The sequence below is a fragment of the Paraburkholderia sp. CI2 genome, from assembly GCF_014201055.1.
GTDB classification, from domain to species: domain Bacteria; phylum Pseudomonadota; class Gammaproteobacteria; order Burkholderiales; family Burkholderiaceae; genus Paraburkholderia; species Paraburkholderia tuberum.
Genome location: NZ_JACHDL010000004.1, coordinates 358852 through 380921 on the forward strand (window position 1 = coordinate 358852; position 22070 = coordinate 380921).

Consider the following 22070-nt stretch of genomic DNA (forward strand, 5'->3'; position numbering starts at 1 on the left):
AGTAAGCTGTCCGGCATGGCGTTCGCCATGCCGTTTGCCATGCCGCGCGCGCGGAGCGGTGTTTCGCGCGCAGCCGTCGTTGTCGTCTTCGATTGTCCGTTCCCCGAGTCATCAAGCGAGACCCTCAATGAAAGCATCGGACCTGTTCGTCAAATCGCTGGAAGCCGAAGGTGTCGAGTATGTGTTTGGCATCCCCGGTGAAGAAAATCTCGATCTGCTGGAGTCGCTGCGCCGCTCGAAAATCCGTCTGATCCTCACGCGCCACGAGCAGGCGGCCGGCTTCATGGCCGCCACCTACGGGCGGCTCACCGGCCGCACGGGAGTATGTCTGGCGACGCTCGGCCCCGGCGCGACCAACTTCGTGACCGCGGCCGCCTACGCGCAGCTGGGCGGGATGCCGATGCTGATGGTCACGGGCCAGAAGCCGATCAAGTCGAGCAAGCAGGGGCACTTCCAGATCGTCGACGTGGTGCGGATGATGGAGCCGCTCACCAAGTACACACGGCAGATCGTGTCGATCGGCAATATTCCGGCGATGGTGCGCGAGGCGGTGCGCCGCGCCGAGGAGGAACGCCCGGGCGCCACGCACCTCGAATTGCCCGAGGACGTTGCGCACGAGGAGGGCGATGGCAAGCCGATTCCGAAGAGCTACAGCCGCCGCCCGGTCGCCGAGGAGAAGGCGGTCGCGCGCGCGGTCGAGGCGATCACCGCCGCGAAGCATCCGCTGCTGATGATCGGCGCGGGCGGCAACCGCAAAACCACCACGAAGATGCTGCGCGAGTTCGTCGACCAGATCGGCATTCCGTTTTTCACCACGCAGATGGGCAAGGGCGTGATCGACGAATCGCATCCGATGTGGCTCGGCAACGCGACGCTCTCCGACGGCGACTTCGTGCACCGCGCGATCGAGCTCGCGGACTGCATCATCAACGTCGGTCACGACGTGATCGAAAAGCCGCCGTTTTTCATGCGCAGCGGCGAAGCGGGCGAGAAGACCGTGATCCACGTGAACTTCCTCGGCGCCGAAGTCGATCCGGTGTATTTCCCGCAGATCGAAGTGGTCGGCGATATCGCCAACGCGGTGTGGCAGCTCAAGGAAAGCCTGAAGACGCGTCAGGAGCATTGGGACTTCACGCGCTTCAAGGAGATCAAGGAGCACTTCGAGGCGCATCTGGTGAAGGGCCAGCACGACGATCGCTTCCCGATGTACCCGGTGCGGATCGTCAACGACGTGTACGAGACCACGCCGGTCGACGGCATCGTGTGTCTGGATAACGGCATGTACAAGATCTGGTTCGCGCGCTACTACCGCGCGCACGAGCCGAATTCGCTGCTGCTCGACAACGCGTTGGCGTCGATGGGCGCGGGGCTGCCGTCGGCGATCGCGAGCAAGATCGTGCATCCGGAGCGCAAGGTGATTGCCGTGTGCGGCGACGGCGGCTTCATGATGAACTCGCAGGAGCTCGAAACGGCGGTGCGGCTGAAGCTCGATCTGGTGATCCTGATTCTGCGCGACGACGCGTTCGGCATGATCCGCTGGAAGCAGGAGAACATGAACTTCCCGGACTACGGCATGACGCTTGCGAACCCGGATTTCGTCGCCTATGCGCAGAGTTATGGCGCGCAGGGGCATAGGATCGAGGCGGCCGAGCAGTTCGCGCCGCTGTTGCGCGAGTGCTTCGCGACGCCCGGCGTGCACGTGATCGACGTGCCGATCGACTATTCGGACAACGAGCGCGTGCTCAATCGCGAGATCAAGCGGCTGTCCGCGCGGCTTTGAGCCTCTGCATCGAATCTAGGAGAACGCGACATGTTGCAGAAAACCTATCCGTACTACCTCGCCAACGAGCCGGTGGCCGCCAACACCGATCTCGAAGTCACCGACAAATTCAGCGGCGAAGTCGCCACGCGCGTCGCAATGGCCGACGCGGCCGCGATCGACAAGGCGATCGGCCTGGCGGTCGATGCGATGCCCGCCATGCGCGCCTACCCGCCGTTCAAACGCCAGGCGGTGCTCGAACATTGCGTCAAGCGCTTTCGCGAGCGCTACGATGAACTCGCGCTCGCGCTGTGCATCGAGGCGGGCAAGCCGATCAACGATTCGAAGGGCGAAGTCACGCGCCTGATCGATACGTTCAAGGTCGCCGCGGAGGAGAGCGTGCGGATCGACGGCGAGATCATCAATCTGCAGATTTCGCCGCGCGCGAACGGGTATCACGGCTATGTGAAGCGCGTGCCGATCGGGCCGTGCTCGTTCATCTCGCCGTTCAATTTTCCGTTGAACCTGACCGCCCACAAGGTCGCGCCGGCGATCGCGGCCGGCGTGCCGTTCGTGCTGAAACCGGCGAGCCGCACACCGGTCGGTGCGCTGATCATGGGCGAAATTCTCGCGGAAACCGATCTGCCGAAGGGCGCGTTCTCGATTTTGCCCGCGCATCGCGACGGCGCCGACCTGTTCACGACCGACGAGCGCTTCAAGCTGTTGTCGTTCACCGGGTCGCCCGCGGTCGGTTGGGAGTTGAAGCGCAAAGCCGGCAAGAAGAAGGTGATTCTGGAGCTGGGCGGCAACGCGGCGGCGATCGTCGATGGCGATCAGGGCGGCAAGCTCGACTACGTGGTCGACCGGCTCGCGTTCGGCGCGTTCTATCAGTCGGGGCAGAGCTGCATCGGCGTGCAGCGGATTCTCGCGCACACGAGCGTCTACGACGCGCTGCGCGAGAAGCTGATCGCGAAGACGAAGTCGCTCGTGATGGGCGATCCGAAGAACGAAAAGACCTTCGTCGGGCCGATGATCTCCGAATCGGAAGCGAAGCGGCTCGCTGGCTGGATGGAGGGGGCGGTGCAGGCGGGCGCGCAGATCGTCGCGGGCGGCAAGGTCGACGGCGCGATGTTCGAGGCGACGCTGCTGGAAGGCGTGAAGCGCGACACCGATCTGTATCGCAAGGAGGCGTTCGGACCGGTTGCGATACTCGAGCGCTTCGACGATTTCGAGGCGGCGCTCGCACAGGTCAACGACAGCGACTTCGGCCTGCAGGCCGGCGTGTTCACCGATTCGCTCGCGCATGCGCATCGCGCGTGGGATGCGCTCGAAGTGGGCGGCGTCGTGATCAACGACGTGCCGTCGTTCCGCGTCGACAACATGCCGTATGGCGGCGTCAAGGATTCGGGGCTCGGGCGCGAGGGCGTGCGCTACGCGATCGAGGACATGACCGAGATGCGGCTGATGGTGATGCGCGAGACGTGGTGAGGGGCGATCTGACGTGAGCGGGGGCGGGCGACCGTTCGCAATGGGGCCGGTGCGGGCGCGGGGACGGCTGACGAACGCCGCGCGCCGCCCGCCGAAGTGCCCGGCTGTCACGCCACTGTCGTCTGTGCGCACTACGCTGCGACCGAAGCAACGGCCGCGAGCCGCCGGCCGGCCAGCCGTCACGAGCGTTTTTGCTGAAGTGCTACAATGCTCGGCTTTCGGCGGATGCTTCCGCCAGCCGGAGCCGGCCGCATTATCCGAACTCAGACGGGTCTCGCGCGGAACGACGTGGCTCCGCCTTCATCCTGATGCCCTCCGCGGTCCCGACCGCTGTCGCGCGCATCGCGCCACGCGCCTTTTTAGCGAAAGCCACCATGTCCGACACAGCCGTCACGCCCAGCACCGAGACTTTTGATCAATTCGGCCTCGCGCCCGACATCCTGAAGGCCATCAAGGAATCGGGCTACACGTCGCCCACGCCGATCCAGGCGAAGGCGATCCCGGTCGTGCTGGCGGGCCGTGACGTGATGGGCGCCGCGCAGACCGGCACCGGCAAGACCGCGAGCTTCTCGCTGCCGATCATCCAGCGCCTGCTGCCGCAGGCCAGTACGAGCGCGTCGCCGGCGCGCCATCCGGTCCGCGCGCTGATCCTCACGCCGACCCGCGAACTGGCCGACCAGGTCGCCGCGAACGTGCAGGCCTACGCGAAGCACACGGCGCTGCGCAGCGCGGTCGTGTTCGGTGGCGTCGACATGAATCCGCAGTCCGAGCAGCTGCGCCGCGGCGTTGAAATCCTGATCGCGACGCCGGGCCGTCTGCTCGATCACGTGCAGCAGAAAACCGCGAACCTGGGCCAGGTGCAGATGCTCGTGCTCGACGAAGCCGACCGCATGCTCGATATGGGCTTCCTGCCCGACCTGCAGCGCATCCTGAACCTGCTGCCGAAAGAGCGCCAGACGCTGCTCTTTTCCGCGACGTTCTCGGGCGAAATCAAGAAGCTCGCCGCGACGTATCTGCGCAACCCGCAGACCATCGAAGTGGCGCGCAGCAACTCGACCGCGACCAATGTCACGCAGATCGTCTACGAAGTCGCCGAGGGCGACAAGACCGGCGCGGTCGTGCAGCTGATCCGCGAGCGTGGCCTGAAGCAGGTGCTCGTGTTCTGCAACAGCAAGATCGGCGCGAGCCGGCTCGCGCGCAGTCTCGAACGCGACGGCGTGGTCGCGACCGCGATTCACGGCGACCGCACGCAGAGCGAGCGCATGCAGGCGCTCGATGCGTTCAAGCGCGGCGAAGTCGAGGCGCTCGTCGCGACGGATGTCGCCGCACGCGGTCTCGACATCGTCGAACTGCCGACCGTGATCAACTTCGACCTGCCGTTCAACGCCGAAGACTACGTGCACCGGATCGGCCGCACGGGCCGCGCGGGCGCATCGGGCGACGCGCTGTCGCTGTGCAGCCCGAACGAGCGCAAGCAACTGGCCGACATCGAGAAGCTGATCAAGCGTCCGCTCGACTTGCAGCGCCTGACCGTCGAGGCGCCGATGCGCCATCATCACGAGGACCGTCCGCCGCGCCGCGATCGCAGCGAATCGCGCGACGAGCGCGGCCGCCGTCGCACGGGCGGGGCGTCGGGTTCGTATGACCGTGCGCATCATCATCGCGCGCAACCGGTCGACGATTTCTTTCTGAAGCCGTACGAGCCGTCGCCGGCTTCGGTGCGCACGATCGAGGAGACGGCCGCGTCGAACGGCGCGCCGCAGAAACAGGCGCCAAAGCGCCAGTTGGCCGCGTTGCTCGGTGGGTTCGGGATGCCGAGGAAGACACCTTCGTCGTCGTAAGGCGGGTTGCAGGCTTGGCGCGCGGGCGCAACGCCGCGCGCGCGCATCATCGGGATGCGCGAATGTTCATCCGTTTTGCCCAGGCCGCGGTCGCGGCGCTGTAGAACTGCTCCAGCGTCGTGGGCGGCTCGCTTCCCAACTTCAGTCCCAGATGCCGTGCCGCCGCGCCTAGTGCTTCGAGCGGCTTGTCGCTATCGAGCGCGGTCGCGCCGTTCTGCTTGCTCAGTTTCTCGCCGTGCTCGTTGGTGACGACCGGCACATGCAGATACTCGGGCGTTGCCACACCCAGACAACGCTGCAGATAAATCTGCCGCGCCGTCGAATCCATCAGATCCGCGCCGCGCACGATGTGCGTGATGCCCGCGTCCGCATCGTCCACCACCACCGCCAGCTGATATGCCCACTGATCGTCCGCGCGGCGCAGCACGAAATCGCCGACCTCGGTCGCGAGATTTTGCGTCTGCGGACCCTGCCAGCGGTCGTCGAACGTGATCACGGCGGGCTCGCCGTCGGGTACGCGCAGGCGCCACGCGCGTGCCGGCTTGCCATGCAGACCCGTGCGGCAGGTGCCGGGGTAGGCGAGTGTAGTGTTGCGCGCGTGCGCGTGCAGCAGCGAATCGGCGATTTCCTTGCGCGTGCAGCCGCACGGATAGACGAGACCGGTCGATTTCAACTGCTCCAGCGCGTGCTGATAGCGCGCCATGCGCTGGCTTTGCCAGACCGGCGTTTCGTCCGCGCGCATGCCGAAGCGTTCGAGGGTCGCGAGGATGTCCTCGGCGGCACCCGGCATCGTGCGCGGTCCGTCGATATCTTCGACGCGCACGAGCCACGCGCCGCGCTGCGCGCGCGCGTCGAGCCAGCTCGCGAGCGCGCTGACCAGCGAGCCGAAATGCAGCGGGCCGGTCGGCGACGGCGCGAAGCGTCCGCGATAGGTCATGGTTTGCGGACGACAGGCGAGGCGCCCGCGTCGCGGGGCACCCCGGCTGTCATTACGCGGCGCACGCGGCCTTGCTGTCCGGATGGCACGCCGGACAGGTCTTGCCCGCGACGTACATCGGCGATTGCTGTTGCTCGGGCGTGACCACCGCGCGGCAGCCGAAGCATTGCGCGGTCGCGGTCGGTTCGAGTTGCGGATTCAGCGCGGTGCGGTAGTCGAACACGAAGCAGTCGCCGTGATAATGCGCGCCGCCCACTTCCTCGAAGTATTTGAGGATGCCGCCTTCGAGCTGGTACACGTTCTCGATGCCGACCTCCTTCATATGGATCGCGGCCTTCTCGCAGCGGATGCCGCCCGTGCAGAACGACACCACCGTCTTGTCTTGGAGATCGGCACGGTTGTTCTCGATTACCTCGGGGAATTCGCTGAACTTCGTGATCCGATAGTCGAGCGCGTTGTCGAACGTGCCGACGTCGACTTCGAACGCGTTGCGCGTGTCGAGCATCACGACCGGACGGCCTTCGTCGTCGTGACCGCGGTCGAGCCAGGTCTTCAGCGTCGGCGCGTCGACGAACGGTGCGCGGCCGAGCTCGGGGCGGATCGCCGGCTTTTTCATCGTGATGATTTCGCGCTTGAGCTTGACCAGCATGCGCGTGAAGGGCTGCTTGTCCGACAGGCTTTCCTTGAACTGCAGATTCGCGAACTTGCCTTCGAACAGCGCGTCGTGGCGAATGTAGTCGATGAATGCGTCGGTGTTCTCGCGCGTGCCGGCGATGAACAGGTTGATGCCTTCCGGCGCGAGCAGGATGGTGCCGCGCAGGCCGAGCGCATTGCAGCGTTCGGTGACGAACGGGCGCCAGGCGGCGGTGTCTTCGATGGTCGCGAATTGATACGCGGCGAGATTGACGATACTCATGTGTTCTGCGGTAAAGATGGCCGGCGTGGCGAGGGTTCGCGCGCGTTTGCCGGTTAAATAGCCACGTCGAGAGAGGCGAAACCCCTATTATCCCTCAACCCGGCATTTTCCCCGACCTGGCCGAATGGCTAACGAGTTGCGCTAGCGCAAACAGCGCTCGCTCCGACCTCGTCCTGGCCGGATGGCCAACGCGCCGTTTTGACCTGAAATCCGCAGAAGGGTGGAGTTACAATGTCGCCCATGTCAGATCCCCGCTTCGTTCATCTCCGCGTTCACTCCGAATTCTCGATTGCCGACGGCATCGTGCGTCTCGACGACATCGTCGCGGCGGCGGCCAAAGACGGTCAGGGCGCGCTCGCGCTTACCGACCTCGGCAACGCGTTCGGCCTCGTCCGTTTCTACCAGGAAGCGCGTGGCAAAGGGATCAAACCCATTGCCGGCTGCGACGTCTGGATCACCAATCCTGACGACCGCGACAAGCCTTCCCGCCTGCTGCTGCTGGTCAAGGACCGCCGCGGTTACCTGAACCTCTGCGAATTGCTCAGCAAGGCCTCGCTGACGAACCAGTATCGCGGCCGCGCGGAAATCGAAGCCGGCTGGCTCGAATCCGGTCTGGGCGAAGGGCTGCTCGCGCTGTCGGGCGCGCAGCAGGGCGACATCGGTCTCGCGCTGGCGGCCGGCAACGAAGAGGCGGCGAAGCGCCACGCGCAGCATTGGGCGAAGGTGTTCCCAGGCGGCTTCTATATCGAGCTGCAGCGCTATGGCCAGCCTGGCGGCGAGCAGTACGTGCAGCAGGCGGTCGCGCTCGCGGCATCGCTGAAACTGCCGGTCGTCGCGTCGCACCCGATGCAGTTCATGACACCGGACGACTTCACCGCGCACGAAGCGCGCGTGTGTATTTCCGAAGGCGACATTCTCGCGAATCCGCGTCGCCAGAAGCGCTTCACGGCCGAGCAGTATTTCCGCACGCAACAGGAAATGGCCACGCTGTTCGCGGACATTCCTTCGGCGCTGGCGAACACGGTGCAGATCGCCAAGCGCTGCAATCTGACGCTCGAACTCGGCAAGCCGAAGCTGCCGCTCTTTCCGACGCCCGACGGCATGTCGCTCGACGACTACCTGGTGCAGCTGTCGAAAGAGGGCCTCGAAAAGCGGCTCGAACAGTTGTATCCGGACGAGGCCGAGCGCGATTCGCAACGCCCGACGTACTACCAGCGCCTCGAATTCGAGTGCGGCACGATCATCAAGATGGGCTTTCCGGGCTACTTCCTGATCGTCGCGGACTTCATCAACTGGGCCAAGAACAACGGCGTGCCGGTCGGGCCGGGCCGGGGTTCGGGCGCGGGTTCGCTGGTCGCCTATGCGCTCGGCGTGACCGATCTCGATCCGCTGCGCTACAACCTGCTGTTCGAGCGTTTCCTGAATCCGGAGCGGGTGTCGATGCCCGACTTCGATATCGACTTCTGCCAGCACGGCCGCGATCGCGTGATCCAGTACGTGAAGGAGAAATACGGCGCGAACGCGGTGTCGCAGATCGCGACGTTCGGCACGATGGCGGCGAAGGCGGCGGTGCGCGACATCGGCCGCGTGCTCGATCTCGGCTACATGTTCACGGACGGCATCGCGAAGTTGATCCCGTTCAAGCCGGGCAAGCACGTGACGATCGCCGACGCGATGAAGGAAGAGCCGCTGTTGCAGGAGCGCTTCGACAACGAAGACGAAGTGCACCAGCTGCTCGAACTCGCGCAGCGCGTCGAAGGCTTGACGCGTAACGTCGGCATGCACGCGGGCGGCGTGCTGATCGCGCCGGGCAAGCTGACCGATTTCTGTCCCTTGTACACGCAGGGCGACGAAAGCGGCGTCGTCAGCCAGTACGACAAGGACGACGTCGAAGCGGTCGGCCTCGTGAAGTTCGACTTTCTGGGCCTGACCACGCTGACCATTCTGGATTGGGCCGAGCGCTACATTCGCCGCCTCGATCCGTCGAAGCAGGACTGGTCGCTCGCCCAGGTGCCGCTCGACGACCCGGCGTCGTTCTCGATCCTGAAGAAAGCGAATACGGTCGCCGTGTTCCAGCTGGAAAGCCGCGGCATGCAGGGCATGCTGAAGGACGCGCAGCCCGACCGCTTCGAAGACATCATCGCGCTCGTCGCGTTGTACCGCCCGGGTCCGATGGACCTGATCCCGAGCTTCTGTGCGCGTAAGCACGGCCGCGAGGTGGTGGAATATCCGGACCCGCGCGTCGAACCTGTTCTGAAAGAGACCTACGGCATCATGGTCTACCAGGAGCAGGTGATGCAGATGGCGCAGATCATCGGCGGCTACTCGCTGGGCGGTGCCGACCTGCTGCGTCGCGCGATGGGTAAGAAAAAGCCCGAGGAAATGGCCAAGCACCGCGAAATTTTCGCGGAAGGCGCGGCCACCAACGGCCTCACGCGCGAGAAATCCGACGAAATCTTCGACCTGATGGAGAAGTTCGCGGGCTACGGCTTCAACAAGTCGCACGCGGCCGCCTACGCGCTGCTTGCGTACTACACCGCGTGGCTGAAGGCGCACCATCCGGCCGAATTCATGGCGGCCAACATGTCGCTCGCGATGGACGACACGGACAAGGTCAAGATCCTGTTCGAAGACTGCCTCGCGAACAGGATGGCCGTGCTGCCGCCGGACGTGAACCTGTCCGCGTATCGCTTCGAGCCGGTCGCCGAAGCCGACGGCAAGCGCTCGCGCACGATCCGCTACGGTCTCGGCGCGATCAAGGGCAGCGGCCAGAACGCGATCGAAGAAATCCTGCGCGCACGCGAGGAAGGCCGCTTCATCGACATCTTCGATTTCTGCAACCGCGTCGATCGGCGCATCGTCAATCGTCGCACGATCGAGGCGCTGATTCGCGCCGGCGCGTTCGACACGCTGCATCTGAACCGCGCGCAGCTGATCGCGTCGGTGTCGCTCGCGATGGAAGCGGCCGAGCAGGCGGCGGCCAATGCGCTGCAGGCCGGCCTGTTCGACATGGGCGACGCGCCGTCGCAAGGCCACGAACTCGTCGACGAACCGGAGTGGCCGGAAAAGCGCAAGCTGCAGGAAGAAAAGGCCGCGCTCGGTTTCTACCTGTCGGGCCATCTGTTCGATGCATACAAGGACGAAGTGCGTCGCTTCGTGCGCCAGAAGATCGGCGAGCTGAAGGAAGGGCGCGACAAGCTGGTCGCGGGCGTGATCGTGTCGCTGCGCACGCAGATGACCCAGCGCGGCAAGATGCTGATCGCGCTGCTCGACGACGGCACCGGCCAGTGCGAAGTGACGGTGTTCAACGAGGTCTTCGAAGAGCACAAGCAGTTGTTCAAGGAAGACGAGCTGCTGGTCGTGCAGGGCCAGGCGCGCAACGACGCGTTCACGGGCGGCATCCGCTTCACGGTCGAAACGGTGATGGATCTCGGCCGCGCGCGCTGCCGTTACGCGGACTCGCTGAAGGTGCAGATGAACGGCAACGCGGACGCGCAGGCATTGCGCCGGGTGCTCGAAGCGCACACCGCCGGCAAGGACGAGCCGTCCGCCACAGCCGCGCCGGCGGCCGCGCCGCGCGGCAATGGCGGTGGGCGTGGCGGCTTCGGCGGCGACGGCGGCCGTCAGCGTCAAGCGGTGCAGATTCCGAACGGGCTCGCGGTGCAGGTCGTTTATCGCAGCGAGCATGCGCAAGGCGAAATGCGTCTGGGCGACGCGTGGCGCGTGAAGCCGACCGATGAACTGCTCGCCGCGCTGCGCGGCGAGTTTGCGGGAAGCTCGATCGAAATCGTGTATTGAGCGAGGTCCGCGCTGTGGATGGGCCGGTGCCGCGTGTACCGGCTAACTTTAGCGCCCGCCCGTTTTTTCCAGGCGCGCCAGCTTCAGAAACCGGTAGTACACCGTCTCCGCATTGAACAGCGCGATCATCAGCCCGGTGCGGCCATCCAGAAAACCGCGCCGCAGCAGATAAGTCCGCACGAACGCCCACAGGCCGCGCCCGAGCGCGAGTCGAATGCTGCCTTTCTGCCCGGCCTCGTAACGCTGCCGCGCGCCGGCCGTCGAATACGCGTCGAGCTTGCGCAGCACGCCCTCATAGTCCTCGTACGAGTAGTGCATCAGCTTGCCGGTCAGGCGTTGCGCGGGCGTGTCGAACACGAGGCGCTCGTGCACGAGGTCGTCGGAGAAGCGCGCGGTGCCGCGTTTGAAGAGGCGCGGAATCCAGTCCGGATACCAGCCGCTGTGATGGACCCAGTGGCCGCAGAAACTCGACAGACGGTCCACCGCATAGACGTCGGCGGCGGGCGCGGCGAGCGTCGCGCGAATCGATGCGGCAAGTTCCGGTGTGACGATTTCGTCGGCGTCGAGCGACAGGATCCAGCTTGTCGTCAGGGCATCGACCGCGCGGTTCTTTTGCGGGCCGAAGCCCGGCCAGTCCGTCTGTTCGATGACACGCGCGCCGTGCGCGCGAGCGATGTCGGCGGTGCCGTCGGTGCTGCCGCCGTCGATCACGACGATCTGGTCGGCAAAGGCCACGGCCTGCAGGCATTCGGCCAGCCGCGCCGCCGCGTTCCGGGTGATGATGGCAACGCCAAGAGTGGTTTCTTGCATACCTGAGTTGCGTGGAGGACGAAGTGACGGAGCGGGTCGCGACCCGGCAATCGAGCAGCGAGTATACACATCTCATCCGGCCCCACACCACGGCGCCGATCCGCCAGGTGTTGCGCGCATGCCGTCGCGCGCCGAGCGCCGGCCGTCATCTGCAACCGATTACAATGCTCTTTTTTGATATTTCACGCGGCCGGCCAATCATGCGCCGCGTGCTCGCCGTTCCGCATTTCCAGAGGATTCCTTGAGCGCGAAGCCAACGTTAAGCAAACCCATAGGTGCAGGCGATGCGTCGTCGCCGGCCGTCGTCCTGCGGCGCCTGTGGCCTTTCATCAAGCCGCTGCTGTGGGTGGTGGTCGGCGCGATCATTGCGATGGCGGTGAGCGCCGGCACCGACGCCGCCATTCCCGCGCTGCTCAAGCCGCTGCTCGACAAGGGCTTCGGCTCGCACGCAGTCGACAAGACCAAGTGGCTCGTGCCGATCGCGGTGATCGGCCTCGCGCTGATTCGCGGCGTGTCGCAGTACGCGTCCGGCTATCTGCTCGCGTACGTGTCGAACAAGATCCTGCTCGAACTGCGTCTGAAGATGTTCGACCGCATGATCCACACGAGCGTCGCGTTCTTCCAGCGCGAAACCGCGAGCACGGTGATCAACGCGATCGTCTTCGAGGTCAACCAGATCCTGAACGTGCTGCTGAGCGTGATGGTCACGCTCGTGCGCGACTCGCTGACGGTGATCTTCCTGCTCGGCTATCTGTTCTATCTGAACTGGCGCCTGACGTTGATCGTCGCGGTGCTGCTGCCAGGCATCGGCTGGCTGGTCGGCAAGATCAATCGCCGACTGCGGCGACTGAACCGCGAGCATCAGCTGCTCACCAACGAGCTGTCGTATATCGTCGAAGAAACGGTGGGCGGCTACAAGGTCGTCAAGGTGCATAACGGCGAGCAATACGAGACGGACCGCTTCACCGCGATGAGCCGGCGCCTGCGCGGCTACGCGATGCGCATGACGGTCTCCGGTGGCCTCGCGCAGCCGTTGACGCAGTTCCTGGCGTCGATCGCGCTCGCGGTCGTGATCACGATCGCGGTGGTGCAGTCGTCGTCGGATCAGACGACGGTCGGCGGCTTCGTCGCGTTCGTCACGTCGATGCTCCTGATCATCTCGCCGCTCAAGCATCTGATGGACGTGAACCAGCCGTTGCAGCGCGGCATGACCGCGGCCGAGCTGATCTTCGGCCTGATCGACGAGCCGGCCGAGCCGGAAGGCGGCGGCAAGCCGCTCGCTCACGCGCGCGGCGAGGTCGAGTTCCGCGACGTGTCGTTCACCTACGGCAAGAACTCCACGCACAACCGCCATACGCTCGACCAGGTGTCGTTCAAGATCGCGCCGGGCGAGATGGTCGCGCTCGCGGGGCCGTCGGGCAGCGGCAAGACCACGCTGGTGAATCTGTTGCCGCGCTTCTTCGATCCGACCGGCGGCGCGATTCTGGTCGACGGCGTCGCGCTGCCCGAGTACGACCTGCACGCGCTGCGCAGCCAGATCGCGATGGTGAGCCAGGACGTCGTGCTGTTCAACGACACCATCGCGCACAACGTCGCGTACGGTCAGGAAGTCGATGCGGAGAAGGTCAAGGCGGCGTTGCGCGCGGCGAACCTGTGGGACACCGTGCAGGCGATGCCGCAGGGCATCGAGACGCTCGTCGGCGACAACGGCATGATGCTGTCGGGCGGCCAACGCCAGCGTCTCGCGATCGCGCGCGCGATCTACAAGAACGCGCCGATCCTGATTCTCGACGAAGCGACGTCGGCGCTCGATTCCGAGTCCGAGCGCCACGTGCAGGCGGCGCTCGAAACGCTGATGAAAGGCCGCACCACGCTCGTGATCGCGCACCGCCTGTCGACGATCGAGCGCGCCGACCGCATCCTCGTGATGGAGGCGGGGCGGATCGTCGAGCGCGGCAGCCATCGCGAGCTGCTCGAGCACGACGGCTTGTACGCTCATCTGCATCGCATCCAGTTCCAGCAAAGCCCGGTTTGATCCGGCACATCGCGAACGGAAGCGCGGGCCGGTGTTGCGTCTAAGTCTCAATTTATTGCGCTTTTTCGGCGCTAATCGCATGCTGGCGGGCAATCACGGTCCGCCTCGCGGAAATCGACTGCCCATGTCTCACGACGATCCGAGCAAGCCGCTCGTCTCCATCGCGCTCGCGACGTACAACGGCCGCACTTATCTGCCCGAGCTGCTGGCTTCGCTCGAAGCGCAGAGCTGGCCCCATCTCGAAGTCGTGGTATCCGACGACGCCTCCTGCGACGGCACCCGCGAACTGCTCGCGTCCCATACGGGACGCGTGCCGGTGCGGCTCGTCGGCGATGGCACGCGGGCCGGCATCGTCGGCAATTTCGAGCGCGCGCTCGCCGGCTGCCGCGGCGACTACATCGCGCTCGCCGACCAGGACGACGTCTGGGCGCCCGAGAAGGTCACCGATCTGATGCGCGAGCTGCGCCGCGTGGAAAGCGCGGGCAACGCCGCCGCGACGCCGGCGCTCGCGTTCTGCGACATCGAGCTCGTCGACTCGACGCTGTGCTGTATGTCACGCTCGCTGTTCGATATCACCGCGAAGTCGCGCTGCGCGACGCGACTGCGCGATTTTCTGCTGAGCAACCATGTGCCCGGCTGCGCGATGCTCGTCAATCGCGCGACGCTCGAACGCGCGCTGCCGTTCCCGCCCGGCATCGTGATGCACGACTGGTGGCTCGCGATGGTGGTCGCGTCGTTCGGCGAGATTCGCCACGTCGCGGCGCCGCATCTGAAGTATCGGCAGCATGACGGCAATGCGGTCGGCGCAAGCGCGACCAACGAGCGCGGCGCGGCGCGCGACGAATGCGGCGCCGAGGCGGCACGACGGCGCGGCGCGAGCCGGCGGCGGCAGATCGAAGCCATCGCGGATCAGGTGCGGGTGTTCGTGCGACGCTTCGGCGCCGAGCTGCCCGTCGATGCGCGTCACGACATGTATGCGTTTTCGCGCGGTGTCGCGAGCTGGCGCGGCGCATTCGAGTTCGTGATGATCAGCCACACCGGCGAGACCTTCGTGCGCTCGGTGAAGATGTTGCGGCGCTTGCGCGCGAGCGTGCTGAGCTTCGGCGTCGAGGTGCGAAGGCCGAGTCTCGCGCGACGCTTGCGGCAGCGGCGGGGTGCGTCGCGCAGAGTTTCGTGACTCGTGTCGCGTCGCAAAGCACCGCCAGACCCTATCGTCGTCTTCAGGCCTTTCTGCCGCGCACGACCCGCTTGATCCAGATGCCCGGCGCGTAGACCATCGGGCAACTCGCATACAGGAACATCCGAATCCGCAGCCCGAGCTTCACGCCGGCGCTGCGCGTCACCAGCCCGAGGCGTTCGCCGAGGCTGCCCGCTTCGAACATCGCATGGATGAACTGCTCGCGCGCGAGCTTCGGCGCCATCGCCGCGCGCATGCGTTCGCCCACACCGGCGATCTGAGCGTCGCGCTGCAGTTGCGCGAGCTCCGCGAGTCCGTAGCGATTGCTTTGCCGCATCCGCGCGATCAGCTCGTCGACCGACTGGTAGCGACGCTTGCGCGAAAGTCCGCCGCGCCGATAGCGCACCAGCGGCTCGCGCAGACTGATCGCGCCGCCCGACAGGATCGCGCGCAGCACCATGATCTGATCCTCGGCCGCGGCGCCCGGCAGCATCGGCCCGAAGCGCTCGATCAGGCGTCGCGACCACGTATGTGCCGCGCCGATCAGCCATGGACGCTCGACGAGCCAGTCGTCGAAGCTGCGATAGTGATCGAGCTCGGTCGGGCTCACGCGCTCGTGCACGTGACCCGCTTCGTCCATGTCGGCGAGATCGGTGGCGATCAGGTCGGGGCGGCGCCCATGCGCGAGCCAGCAGTCGACGACGCGCTCGCAGCGCGCGGGCGCCGACATGTCGTCGCCGGCGGCGACGAACAGCAGCTCGCCGTTCGCGAGCTGCGCGAGTTGCGACAGGTGCGCGCTGATGCCCTGGTTCACGGTATTGCGCCGTGCGATCACGCGATGCGGGCCCGCGTAGCCGGCGAGCGCCGCTTCGATCGCGGCGTAGGTGGCGTCGCTGGACGCGTCGTCGGAGACGATGATTTCGAGCGGCTCGTAGGTTTGCGCGAGCGCGCTGCGCACGGCGTCGCCGATCTGCTCCGCCTGGTTGTAGGCGATCATCAGCATCGAGACGAGCGGGCGGGTGGTGTCGGCGGTTGCGGCGGACGGCGGGCAATCGGTCATGGAGTCGGGACGAAGGCGATTGGCCTAGATTCTAGCCGCTGACGGTCGCGCCGCGCGACGCACGCGGCAAACCCGGGCACCCCGAGCCGAAGCCGGCGAAAGCCATCCTTTACAATTGCCGCTGCCCCGAAAACTGCGCACCCACGGCCTCGCCCGCGCGTGCGCCTCACCGAGACCGATCCTTGTCAGAGCCAACCCGCGACGCAGCCCTCGACCCGAACCGCCGCCCCCTCACCGACATCGCGCTGACCGCCCAGGCGCTGAAGAACAGCGGTGGCGCCGAGCGCTACACGCGCGACGTGATCGCCGGCCTGCATCGCATGGGTTTGCGCCCGACGCTGTTCGCGCGCGAGATCGACCGCGCGCTGCCCGAGGCCGCGTGGATCGATGCGCAGCCGCTCGACGTACGCTGGGCGCCGCGCAAGCTGCGCAACCTCGCGTTCGACTGGCGTCTGAAGCAGCGGTTGAAGCGGCATCGTCCGGCGTGCGTGTTCTCGATCAATCACTCGACGCATGCCGACGTCGCGTTGTGCGGCGGCACGCATCCGGGTTCGCTCGAAGCCGCGGGCCGCGCGCCGCGCCGCAGCGACGAATGGCAGATCGAGCTCGAGCGGCGCGTCTACACGCGGGCGCGCTCGATCGTCGCGCATTCGGAATTGATGAGCCGCGAGTTGCAGCGTTTTTATGACGTGCCGGCCGCGCGGATCGACGTGCTCTATCCGCCCGTCGAGACCGCACGCTTCCGGCCGCTCGACCCCGCCGCGCGCGCGGCCGTGCGCCGCCAGCTCGGCGTGCCCGACGATCGCGTGATGTTCGTGTTCTCGTCGACGAGTCACGAGCGCAAGGGCTATCCGCTGCTCGAAGCGTTTTTCTCGCGCACGACGCTGCCGGTCTGCCTCGTCGTCGCGGGACGCCCGGTGCCGAAAACCGGCGACACAATTCGTTACGCGGGTTACAGCAAGGAGATCGAAAAACTGTTCGCGGCCGCCGATTTCACGGTCGTCGGGTCGGCGTACGAGCCGTTCGGGCTCGTCGGCGTGGAGTCGGTGATGTGCGGCACGCCGCTCGTGATCGCCGACAACGTCGGCTCGGCGGAGACCGTGACCGGTGCCGCGAAGATCGAGTTCTCGCGGCAGACCGCGGGCAGTTTCGAGCGCGCGATCGAGCAGGCGGTCGAGCGCGTGAAGAGCGGCGCCGCGCGCATCGCGACGCCGCGCGACAGCCTCGTGTACGACCCGAGCGTCGACGCGCACGTCGCGGCGCTTTACGAGGTGTTCACGCGGGGATGAGGGCGGCGCTCCGCGCTCGGGTTGCCGCTTCTCGTCAAATCAAAATCAATCGCGCGGCTGCGTCTCGCGCACGACCGCGGCTGGCGCCGGCGGGGTCCGCGCTTCGCTTCGCAACTCGCGCTTGCGTGCATCGATCACCGCCAGCAGCGTCGCCACCAGCGAGGCGAGCAGCACCGCCACCATCATCGGCACCAGCACGTCGATAGTGAGCCCGAAGATCACCGTGCTCGCCGCGACCGCGAGACCCGCGTACGACGCGGCGCGAATCGCCAGATCGGTCGCATGCCGGTGTCGCCAGAAATACACCGTGATCCCGTAGTAGAACAGCAACAGGCAGATCACGCCGACCGCGCCCATCTCGGCGAGCGTCGAGAAAAAGTCGCTATGCGCGCGCTCGTTGACGATCTCGGCCTTCACTTCGCCGCGCTTCGCCATCACGCCGAGCTCGTCGACCAGATGGCCTTTGCCGACGCCCCACACCGGATGCCGCTCGAACATCATCCGCGACGCGTTCCACAGTTGCAGGCGCAGGCCGGTGGCCGTGTCGTCCTCGCCCTTGCGCATCATCGACACGTCGTTCGGCACCTCGGCAAAGCGCTTCTGAACCCGTTCGGTCGACAACAGACCGCCCGCCCCGATCACGATGACGAGCGTCGCGATCAGCAGGCGCTTCTTGTGCGTGAACCAGTGGTACTGCATGCCGAGCAGCACGACGAACACCGGCACGGCGACCCAGCCGCCGCGCGAGCCCGACAGAAACGATGCGTAGCCGCCCGACACCAGCGCGAGCACGCGCGGCACCAGCACGCGCCAGTCGCGCGGATTGTCCCAGCCAAGCGTGAACACCGACAGGAACCCGAGCAGCAGCGCGGTATCGCCGAACGGAATCGCGTTCGTGTACGAGTTGTTCAGCCGGTTCGCGTCGGTCCAGCCGCCGGGCGGCTGATCGATGAACGCCCATGCGCCGACCGCGAGCGCGCCGGCCGCGCAGCCCCAGCCGATCGTGCGCAGATTGCGCGACGGCAATTGCCGCAGCAGCAGGAACACCAGGAGCGCGAGCACGAAACGCGACGCATTGTCGAATTCGCGTGGCAGCCAGTAGCCGAGCACCAACTGCTGCGCGCCGATCCCGACGACGAACGCGAGCATGCCGATCGTGAACCAGCGGTAAGTCCGCAACGCAGAGAAATAGCCCGGCATGCGCCGGTTGACGATGGCCGCGCCGAGCGCGAGCGCGACGAGCGCGAAAAAGCAGTAGCCGGTGCCGCCGCGCCACATCAGATTGACCGCGGGCGCGAGAAACAGCAGAGCCGACGTGAGCCAGACCAGACTGGAAGCAAAAATCATAGGTCTACGTTATCGATGAAAACACTACCGTTCCGGTGGTGAAATTGCAGGGGGTGCCGGACCATTTGAGTTTATCAAGACGGTAGAGCGATCCGGATTATAACCATGCGCTTCCTTGCGAAATGCTTGCTGCCGCACGCGGGAAGGTTCCGCTGGTCCGCGGCATGCGGGTGGGGCGGGCGCGGGCGGCGTCTGTCGTGCGAGCAGGCGGGGGCGGTACAATCGCGCGACATTCATGGCCGGGGCGCGGCGCATGCCGCGCCCCGCGCCCAGCTCAACGGACCGACTCGATGTTCTCAATCATCATCCCGACCTGGAACAACCTGCCTTATCTGCGCCTCGTGATCAAAAGCCTGCGCCGTCATTCGACGCATCCGCACCAGCTCATCGTGCACGTGAACGACGGTTCGGACGGCACGCTCGCGTGGGTGCGCGACGAGGGCATCGAGCACACGGCGTCGCCCGGCAATATCGGCATCTGCCACGCGGTCAATATCGCGGCGGCGCGCGCGACGCAGGACTACATCGTCTACATGAACGACGACATGTACTGCTGCCCCGGCTGGGACGACGCGCTCGTCAAGCGTCTCGCGCAGATGCCGGCCGACAACCTGTTCATGTTGTCGGGCACGATGATCGAGCCGGTCGATTCGGGCAATCCATGCGTGGTCGTGCGCGACTTCGGCCGCGATGCGCAGGCGTTTCGCGCCGACGAGCTGGTCGCCGCCGCGGTCGGTCTCGTGCGCGCCGACTGGCGCGGCGCGACGTGGCCGCCGACGCTCGTGCATCGGGACTGGTGGTTCAAGGTGGGCGGCTACAGCAGCGAACTGAGCCCCGGCATGAGCAGCGACAACGATTTCTCGATGAAGCTGTGGGACGCGGGCTGCCGCGTGTTCGTCGGCGTCGGCGACAGTCTCGTCTATCACTTCCAGCAGAAGAGCACCGGCAAGATCGTGAAGAACGACGGGCGTCGCCAGTTCCTCAACAAGTGGGGGATGACACAGGCGACCTTCGACCGCTATTACCTGCGCCGCGGCACCGCCATCGACGGCGCGCTCGCGGTCAGCGAGCCCGAGCGCACCGGCCGGCTGCGCCGTGCACTGCTGAAGTCGCGCATCAAGCGCGCGTTGGGCTGACGGGCGGCGAGCCGAAAACGGCTGCTTGACGCGCTGCGTGTGTCAAACGCCGCGCGTTACGAGCGGCAGCACCGTCAGATCCGGATGCGTGCCGTCGACGATGCTGCGTCCCACGTGCACCGCTTCGTAGAGCGCGTCGGCGAGGCTCGCGAAGCTCTCCTCGCCGTCCGCGTGAAACGGCACCGCTTGGCCGGGAAGCTGGGGGTTGGCGCCCGGATGGCAGACGTAGCCTAGATACGTGTAGCGGCTGTTTTTCGCGGCCGCATCGGCGGCATGCGCCGGGTCGGGCGGATCCTTCGCGACAGGTGACACGTGTATCTCGAAGCCCTCGTATTGCACCGTCTGCCAGCTTGCGGTTTGGTCGGCCATGACCGCCTCCGTCTGGGTCTGTCCTGTCCAAAAGTGTAGGTGATTTGCCGCCAGAACGCGCGGGCGGCCGGCTACGGCCAAACCATGACCGCTTCGACTATGGCGGCGCTCCTGGGAAGTGGGTTGATGAAGCGCATTGTGCTGAGATCGGCGACGTTTTGATAATTGGGCCGCAGTTGGAGAGATTTTCGTTTAATTTTTGAAATTAGGCGGTCTGCAGGATCGCGTCCGCCAGAACGCCCCGGCTGGTTCTCCTCGGATAAAATGCTGCGCTTTGCCTAAATCCGACTTCGCTCATGTGGTTCAAAAACCTTCAGCTGCACCGTCTGCCCGCGCCGTGGTCCGTTAACCCTGAACAGATGCAGAAGTGGCTCGCGCCGTACGCATTCGCGCCCGGCCAGAGCATCGAGATGCAGGCCCAAGGCTGGGCGCCCCCGCGCGACGGCGACTCGCTGGTCTACGCAATGAACGGTCAGATGCTGCTGACGTTCCGTGCCGAGAAGAAACTGCTGCCCGCGTCGGTCGTCACCCAGGTCACGCGCGAGCGCGCGGCCGAGCTCGAGGAGCAGCAGGGCTTCAAGCCGGGCCGCAAGCAGATGCGCGACCTGAAGGAGCAGGTCACCGACGAACTGCGGCCGCGCGCGTTCAGCATCCGCCGCGATACGCGCGTGTGGATCGATTGCACGAATGGCTGGCTCGTGATCGACGCGGCGTCGCAGGCGCTCGCCGACGATGTGCGCGGTCTGCTCGTCAAGTCGATCGACCAGTTGCCGCTGATGACGGTGCGCGTCGCGCAGTCGCCGGTCGCGGCGATGACCGGCTGGCTGCTCGAGGGCGACGCGCCGGCGGGTTTCACGCTCGATCAGGACACCGAGCTGCGTTCGCCCGCCGAGGGCAACGCGACGGTGCGCTATGTCGGGCATGCGCTGGACGCCGAAGACATGCGCCGCCACATCGAGGCGGGCAAGCAATGCATGCGGCTTGCGATGACGTGGAACGATCGCGTGTCGTTCGTGCTGACGCCGTCGCTGACGATCAAGCGCGTCGCGCCGCTCGACGTGCTCAAGGAAGCGAGCGACCCGACCGCGCAGAACGACGACGAGCGCTTCGATTCCGACGTCGCGCTGATGACGGCCGAGCTCGACCGCATGCTGCGCGATCTGCTCGATGCGCTGGGCGGCGAGCAGGGCGAGCAAGGGTTCGCGTTGACGCAGGCCGTCGCGGCCTGAGCGTCAGATTCTCGCGCTGTCGAGCGCTTCGACGAGGGTCCAGTAAGGCGTGATCGAGCGCAAGCGGATCGGGTAGGTCCGCTGCAGCAGCGCGAGCGTCGCGTCGGTATCGGTGAGCTGATAGATGCCCGACACGCGCAGATCGGCGACGTCGTCGGCATAGCGCAATACGCCGGCGTGATAGCGCGCGAGTTCGTCGACGAGATCCGCGATACGCATGTTGTTCGCGTAGAGCAGGCCACGCGTCCACATCGCCTCGCGCGGGTCGAGCGCTTGCGGCGTCGCGACGCCGAAGCGTGTCAGCGTGCACCGTTGTCCTTGCGTCAGCACCAGCGCCGCGCCCGATGCCGGCCTCACCAACGCGTCGCCGCGAAACGCGGCCACGCGTATGAAACCATCCCGTTGCCTCACGCTGAACTGCGCACCGCGCGCTTCGACGACGCCTTCGGCCGTCTGCACGAGCAAAGGCGCATGAGTCGTTCGGGCGCCCGGTGCGCCGCCAACATCGATCACGGGCCGCACCATGATTTCCCCTCCGAGCAGATCGACGCGCCGAACGTTCGCCTCGAACGCGGCGTTGATCGCGCTCGCGCTGCCCAGCGTGATCTGAGTGCCGTCCGCCAGCAGCACGTCGTCCAGTTCGCCAGTCGCGGTGTGGAATTCTGCGGTCCACATCTGCCACGGCAAGCGGCTCGCGAGCCAGCCCGCGGGCGCGGCGATCGCAAGCCCCGAGAGCGTTTGCAGCGCGCGCCGCCGTCCCTGCGACACGCCGGCAGCATCCGCGTCTTCGCGTAGCGCGGGGCCGACGTCCGCGGGCACGGCGCCGGTTTCGCGCCGTAATTGCTGCGCTCGCCGAAGCATTTGGTTAAAGATGCGGTA

16 protein-coding genes are annotated in these 22070 nt (G+C 66.1%); 9 read left to right on the top strand and 7 right to left on the bottom strand.

Translation table 11 applies throughout. From position 1 onward, the window contains the following. The first annotated feature begins 127 nt into the window (after positions 1 to 127). From HDG32_RS08990 to HDG32_RS09000, 3 genes are all read left to right on the top strand, one after another. Positions 128 to 1780 (top strand): acetolactate synthase large subunit, encoded by a 1653-nt coding sequence (locus tag HDG32_RS08990; protein ID WP_184065666.1) that lies wholly within the window; start codon positions 128 to 130, stop codon positions 1778 to 1780. 30 nt (positions 1781 to 1810) lie between these two features. Then, the gene (locus HDG32_RS08995) at positions 1811 to 3247 is read left to right on the top strand and encodes an aldehyde dehydrogenase family protein (protein WP_184065669.1); all 1437 of its coding nucleotides are present in this window, start codon (positions 1811 to 1813) and stop codon (positions 3245 to 3247) included. Between the two features lie 374 nt (positions 3248 to 3621). After that, positions 3622 to 5088 carry a DEAD/DEAH box helicase gene (locus HDG32_RS09000; RefSeq protein ID WP_184065672.1) on the top strand — a complete coding sequence of 489 codons (1467 nt, stop codon included), beginning with the start codon at positions 3622 to 3624 and terminating at the stop codon, positions 5086 to 5088. A gap of 46 nt (positions 5089 to 5134) precedes the next feature. On the opposite strand, the gene gluQRS is transcribed toward HDG32_RS09000, so the two are convergent. Both gluQRS and HDG32_RS09010 read right to left on the bottom strand, forming a co-directional pair. Further along, complete coding sequence (gene gluQRS, locus HDG32_RS09005) at positions 5135 to 6025, bottom strand: tRNA glutamyl-Q(34) synthetase GluQRS (RefSeq protein WP_184065675.1); 891 nt, start codon at positions 6023 to 6025, stop codon at positions 5135 to 5137. A 52-nt stretch (positions 6026 to 6077) separates the two neighbouring features. After that, on the bottom strand, positions 6078 to 6941 hold the full coding sequence (locus tag HDG32_RS09010; RefSeq protein WP_090803666.1) for a sulfurtransferase: 864 nt from the start codon (positions 6939 to 6941) through the stop codon (positions 6078 to 6080). 231 nt (positions 6942 to 7172) lie between these two features. Here HDG32_RS09010 and dnaE point away from each other — a divergent pair, with 231 nt between their 5' ends. Beyond that, the gene (gene dnaE / locus HDG32_RS09015; protein ID WP_184065678.1) at positions 7173 to 10739 is read left to right on the top strand and encodes a DNA polymerase III subunit alpha; all 3567 of its coding nucleotides are present in this window, start codon (positions 7173 to 7175) and stop codon (positions 10737 to 10739) included. A gap of 48 nt (positions 10740 to 10787) precedes the next feature. Here the strand turns inward: dnaE and HDG32_RS09020 are convergent, their stop codons facing one another. Continuing rightward, positions 10788 to 11549, bottom strand: coding sequence for a glycosyltransferase family 2 protein (locus tag HDG32_RS09020; RefSeq protein ID WP_090803668.1), 762 nt, complete (start codon positions 11547 to 11549; stop codon positions 10788 to 10790). Between the two features lie 241 nt (positions 11550 to 11790). Here HDG32_RS09020 and msbA point away from each other — a divergent pair, with 241 nt between their 5' ends. Together msbA and HDG32_RS09030 are read left to right on the top strand one after the other, a co-directional pair. Further along, on the top strand, positions 11791 to 13584 hold the full coding sequence (gene msbA, locus HDG32_RS09025; protein WP_184065681.1) for a lipid A export permease/ATP-binding protein MsbA: 1794 nt from the start codon (positions 11791 to 11793) through the stop codon (positions 13582 to 13584). Between the two features lie 124 nt (positions 13585 to 13708). Beyond that, positions 13709 to 14761: a glycosyltransferase family 2 protein gene (locus HDG32_RS09030; protein ID WP_184065684.1), complete on the top strand. Its 1053-nt coding sequence runs from the start codon at positions 13709 to 13711 to the stop codon at positions 14759 to 14761. Positions 14762 to 14804: 43 nt separating this feature from the next. Here the strand turns inward: HDG32_RS09030 and HDG32_RS09035 are convergent, their stop codons facing one another. Beyond that, on the bottom strand, positions 14805 to 15821 hold the full coding sequence (locus HDG32_RS09035; RefSeq protein ID WP_184065687.1) for a glycosyltransferase: 1017 nt from the start codon (positions 15819 to 15821) through the stop codon (positions 14805 to 14807). A 182-nt stretch (positions 15822 to 16003) separates the two neighbouring features. Between HDG32_RS09035 and HDG32_RS09040 the strand changes: the two genes are divergently transcribed. Next, complete coding sequence (locus tag HDG32_RS09040; RefSeq protein ID WP_184065690.1) at positions 16004 to 17110, top strand: glycosyltransferase family 4 protein; 1107 nt, start codon at positions 16004 to 16006, stop codon at positions 17108 to 17110. Positions 17111 to 17155: 45 nt separating this feature from the next. Here the strand turns inward: HDG32_RS09040 and HDG32_RS09045 are convergent, their stop codons facing one another. Then, positions 17156 to 18457, bottom strand: coding sequence for an O-antigen ligase (locus HDG32_RS09045; protein WP_184065693.1), 1302 nt, complete (start codon positions 18455 to 18457; stop codon positions 17156 to 17158). Between the two features lie 290 nt (positions 18458 to 18747). Between HDG32_RS09045 and HDG32_RS09050 the strand changes: the two genes are divergently transcribed. Beyond that, entirely contained in the window at positions 18748 to 19593 is an 846-nt protein-coding gene (locus tag HDG32_RS09050) for a glycosyltransferase family 2 protein (RefSeq protein WP_184065697.1), read from the top strand. A gap of 42 nt (positions 19594 to 19635) precedes the next feature. Here HDG32_RS09050 and HDG32_RS09055 read toward each other — a convergent pair whose 3' ends face one another. Beyond that, on the bottom strand, positions 19636 to 19962 hold the full coding sequence (locus HDG32_RS09055) for a hypothetical protein (RefSeq protein WP_184065699.1): 327 nt from the start codon (positions 19960 to 19962) through the stop codon (positions 19636 to 19638). Between the two features lie 296 nt (positions 19963 to 20258). Here HDG32_RS09055 and HDG32_RS09060 point away from each other — a divergent pair, with 296 nt between their 5' ends. Further along, entirely contained in the window at positions 20259 to 21191 is a 933-nt protein-coding gene (locus tag HDG32_RS09060) for a recombination-associated protein RdgC (RefSeq protein ID WP_184065702.1), read from the top strand. Between the two features lie 3 nt (positions 21192 to 21194). Here HDG32_RS09060 and HDG32_RS09065 read toward each other — a convergent pair whose 3' ends face one another. Beyond that, positions 21195 to 22052 (bottom strand): FecR family protein, encoded by an 858-nt coding sequence (locus tag HDG32_RS09065; RefSeq protein ID WP_260336414.1) that lies wholly within the window; start codon positions 22050 to 22052, stop codon positions 21195 to 21197. Between the last annotated feature and the right edge of the window lie 18 nt (positions 22053 to 22070).

Bases quoted from the DNA above. Each gene is read 5' to 3' on its own strand.
- HDG32_RS08990 (WP_184065666.1), top strand. From the start codon at position 128: ATGAAAGCATCGGACCTGTTCGTCAAATCGCTGGAAGCCGAAGGTGTC.
- HDG32_RS08995 (WP_184065669.1), top strand. From the start codon at position 1,811: ATGTTGCAGAAAACCTATCCGTACTACCTCGCCAACGAGCCGGTGGCC.
- HDG32_RS09000 (WP_184065672.1), top strand. From the start codon at position 3,622: ATGTCCGACACAGCCGTCACGCCCAGCACCGAGACTTTTGATCAATTC.
- gluQRS (WP_184065675.1), bottom strand. From the start codon at position 6,025: ATGACCTATCGCGGACGCTTCGCGCCGTCGCCGACCGGCCCGCTGCAT.
- HDG32_RS09010 (WP_090803666.1), bottom strand. From the start codon at position 6,941: ATGAGTATCGTCAATCTCGCCGCGTATCAATTCGCGACCATCGAAGAC.
- dnaE (WP_184065678.1), top strand. From the start codon at position 7,173: ATGTCGCCCATGTCAGATCCCCGCTTCGTTCATCTCCGCGTTCACTCC.
- HDG32_RS09020 (WP_090803668.1), bottom strand. From the start codon at position 11,549: ATGCAAGAAACCACTCTTGGCGTTGCCATCATCACCCGGAACGCGGCG.
- HDG32_RS09030 (WP_184065684.1), top strand. From the start codon at position 13,709: ATGTCTCACGACGATCCGAGCAAGCCGCTCGTCTCCATCGCGCTCGCG.
- HDG32_RS09035 (WP_184065687.1), bottom strand. From the start codon at position 15,821: ATGACCGATTGCCCGCCGTCCGCCGCAACCGCCGACACCACCCGCCCG.
- HDG32_RS09045 (WP_184065693.1), bottom strand. From the start codon at position 18,457: ATGATTTTTGCTTCCAGTCTGGTCTGGCTCACGTCGGCTCTGCTGTTT.
- HDG32_RS09050 (WP_184065697.1), top strand. From the start codon at position 18,748: ATGTTCTCAATCATCATCCCGACCTGGAACAACCTGCCTTATCTGCGC.
- HDG32_RS09055 (WP_184065699.1), bottom strand. From the start codon at position 19,962: ATGGCCGACCAAACCGCAAGCTGGCAGACGGTGCAATACGAGGGCTTC.
- HDG32_RS09060 (WP_184065702.1), top strand. From the start codon at position 20,259: ATGTGGTTCAAAAACCTTCAGCTGCACCGTCTGCCCGCGCCGTGGTCC.
- HDG32_RS09065 (WP_260336414.1), bottom strand. From the start codon at position 22,052: ATGCTTCGGCGAGCGCAGCAATTACGGCGCGAAACCGGCGCCGTGCCC.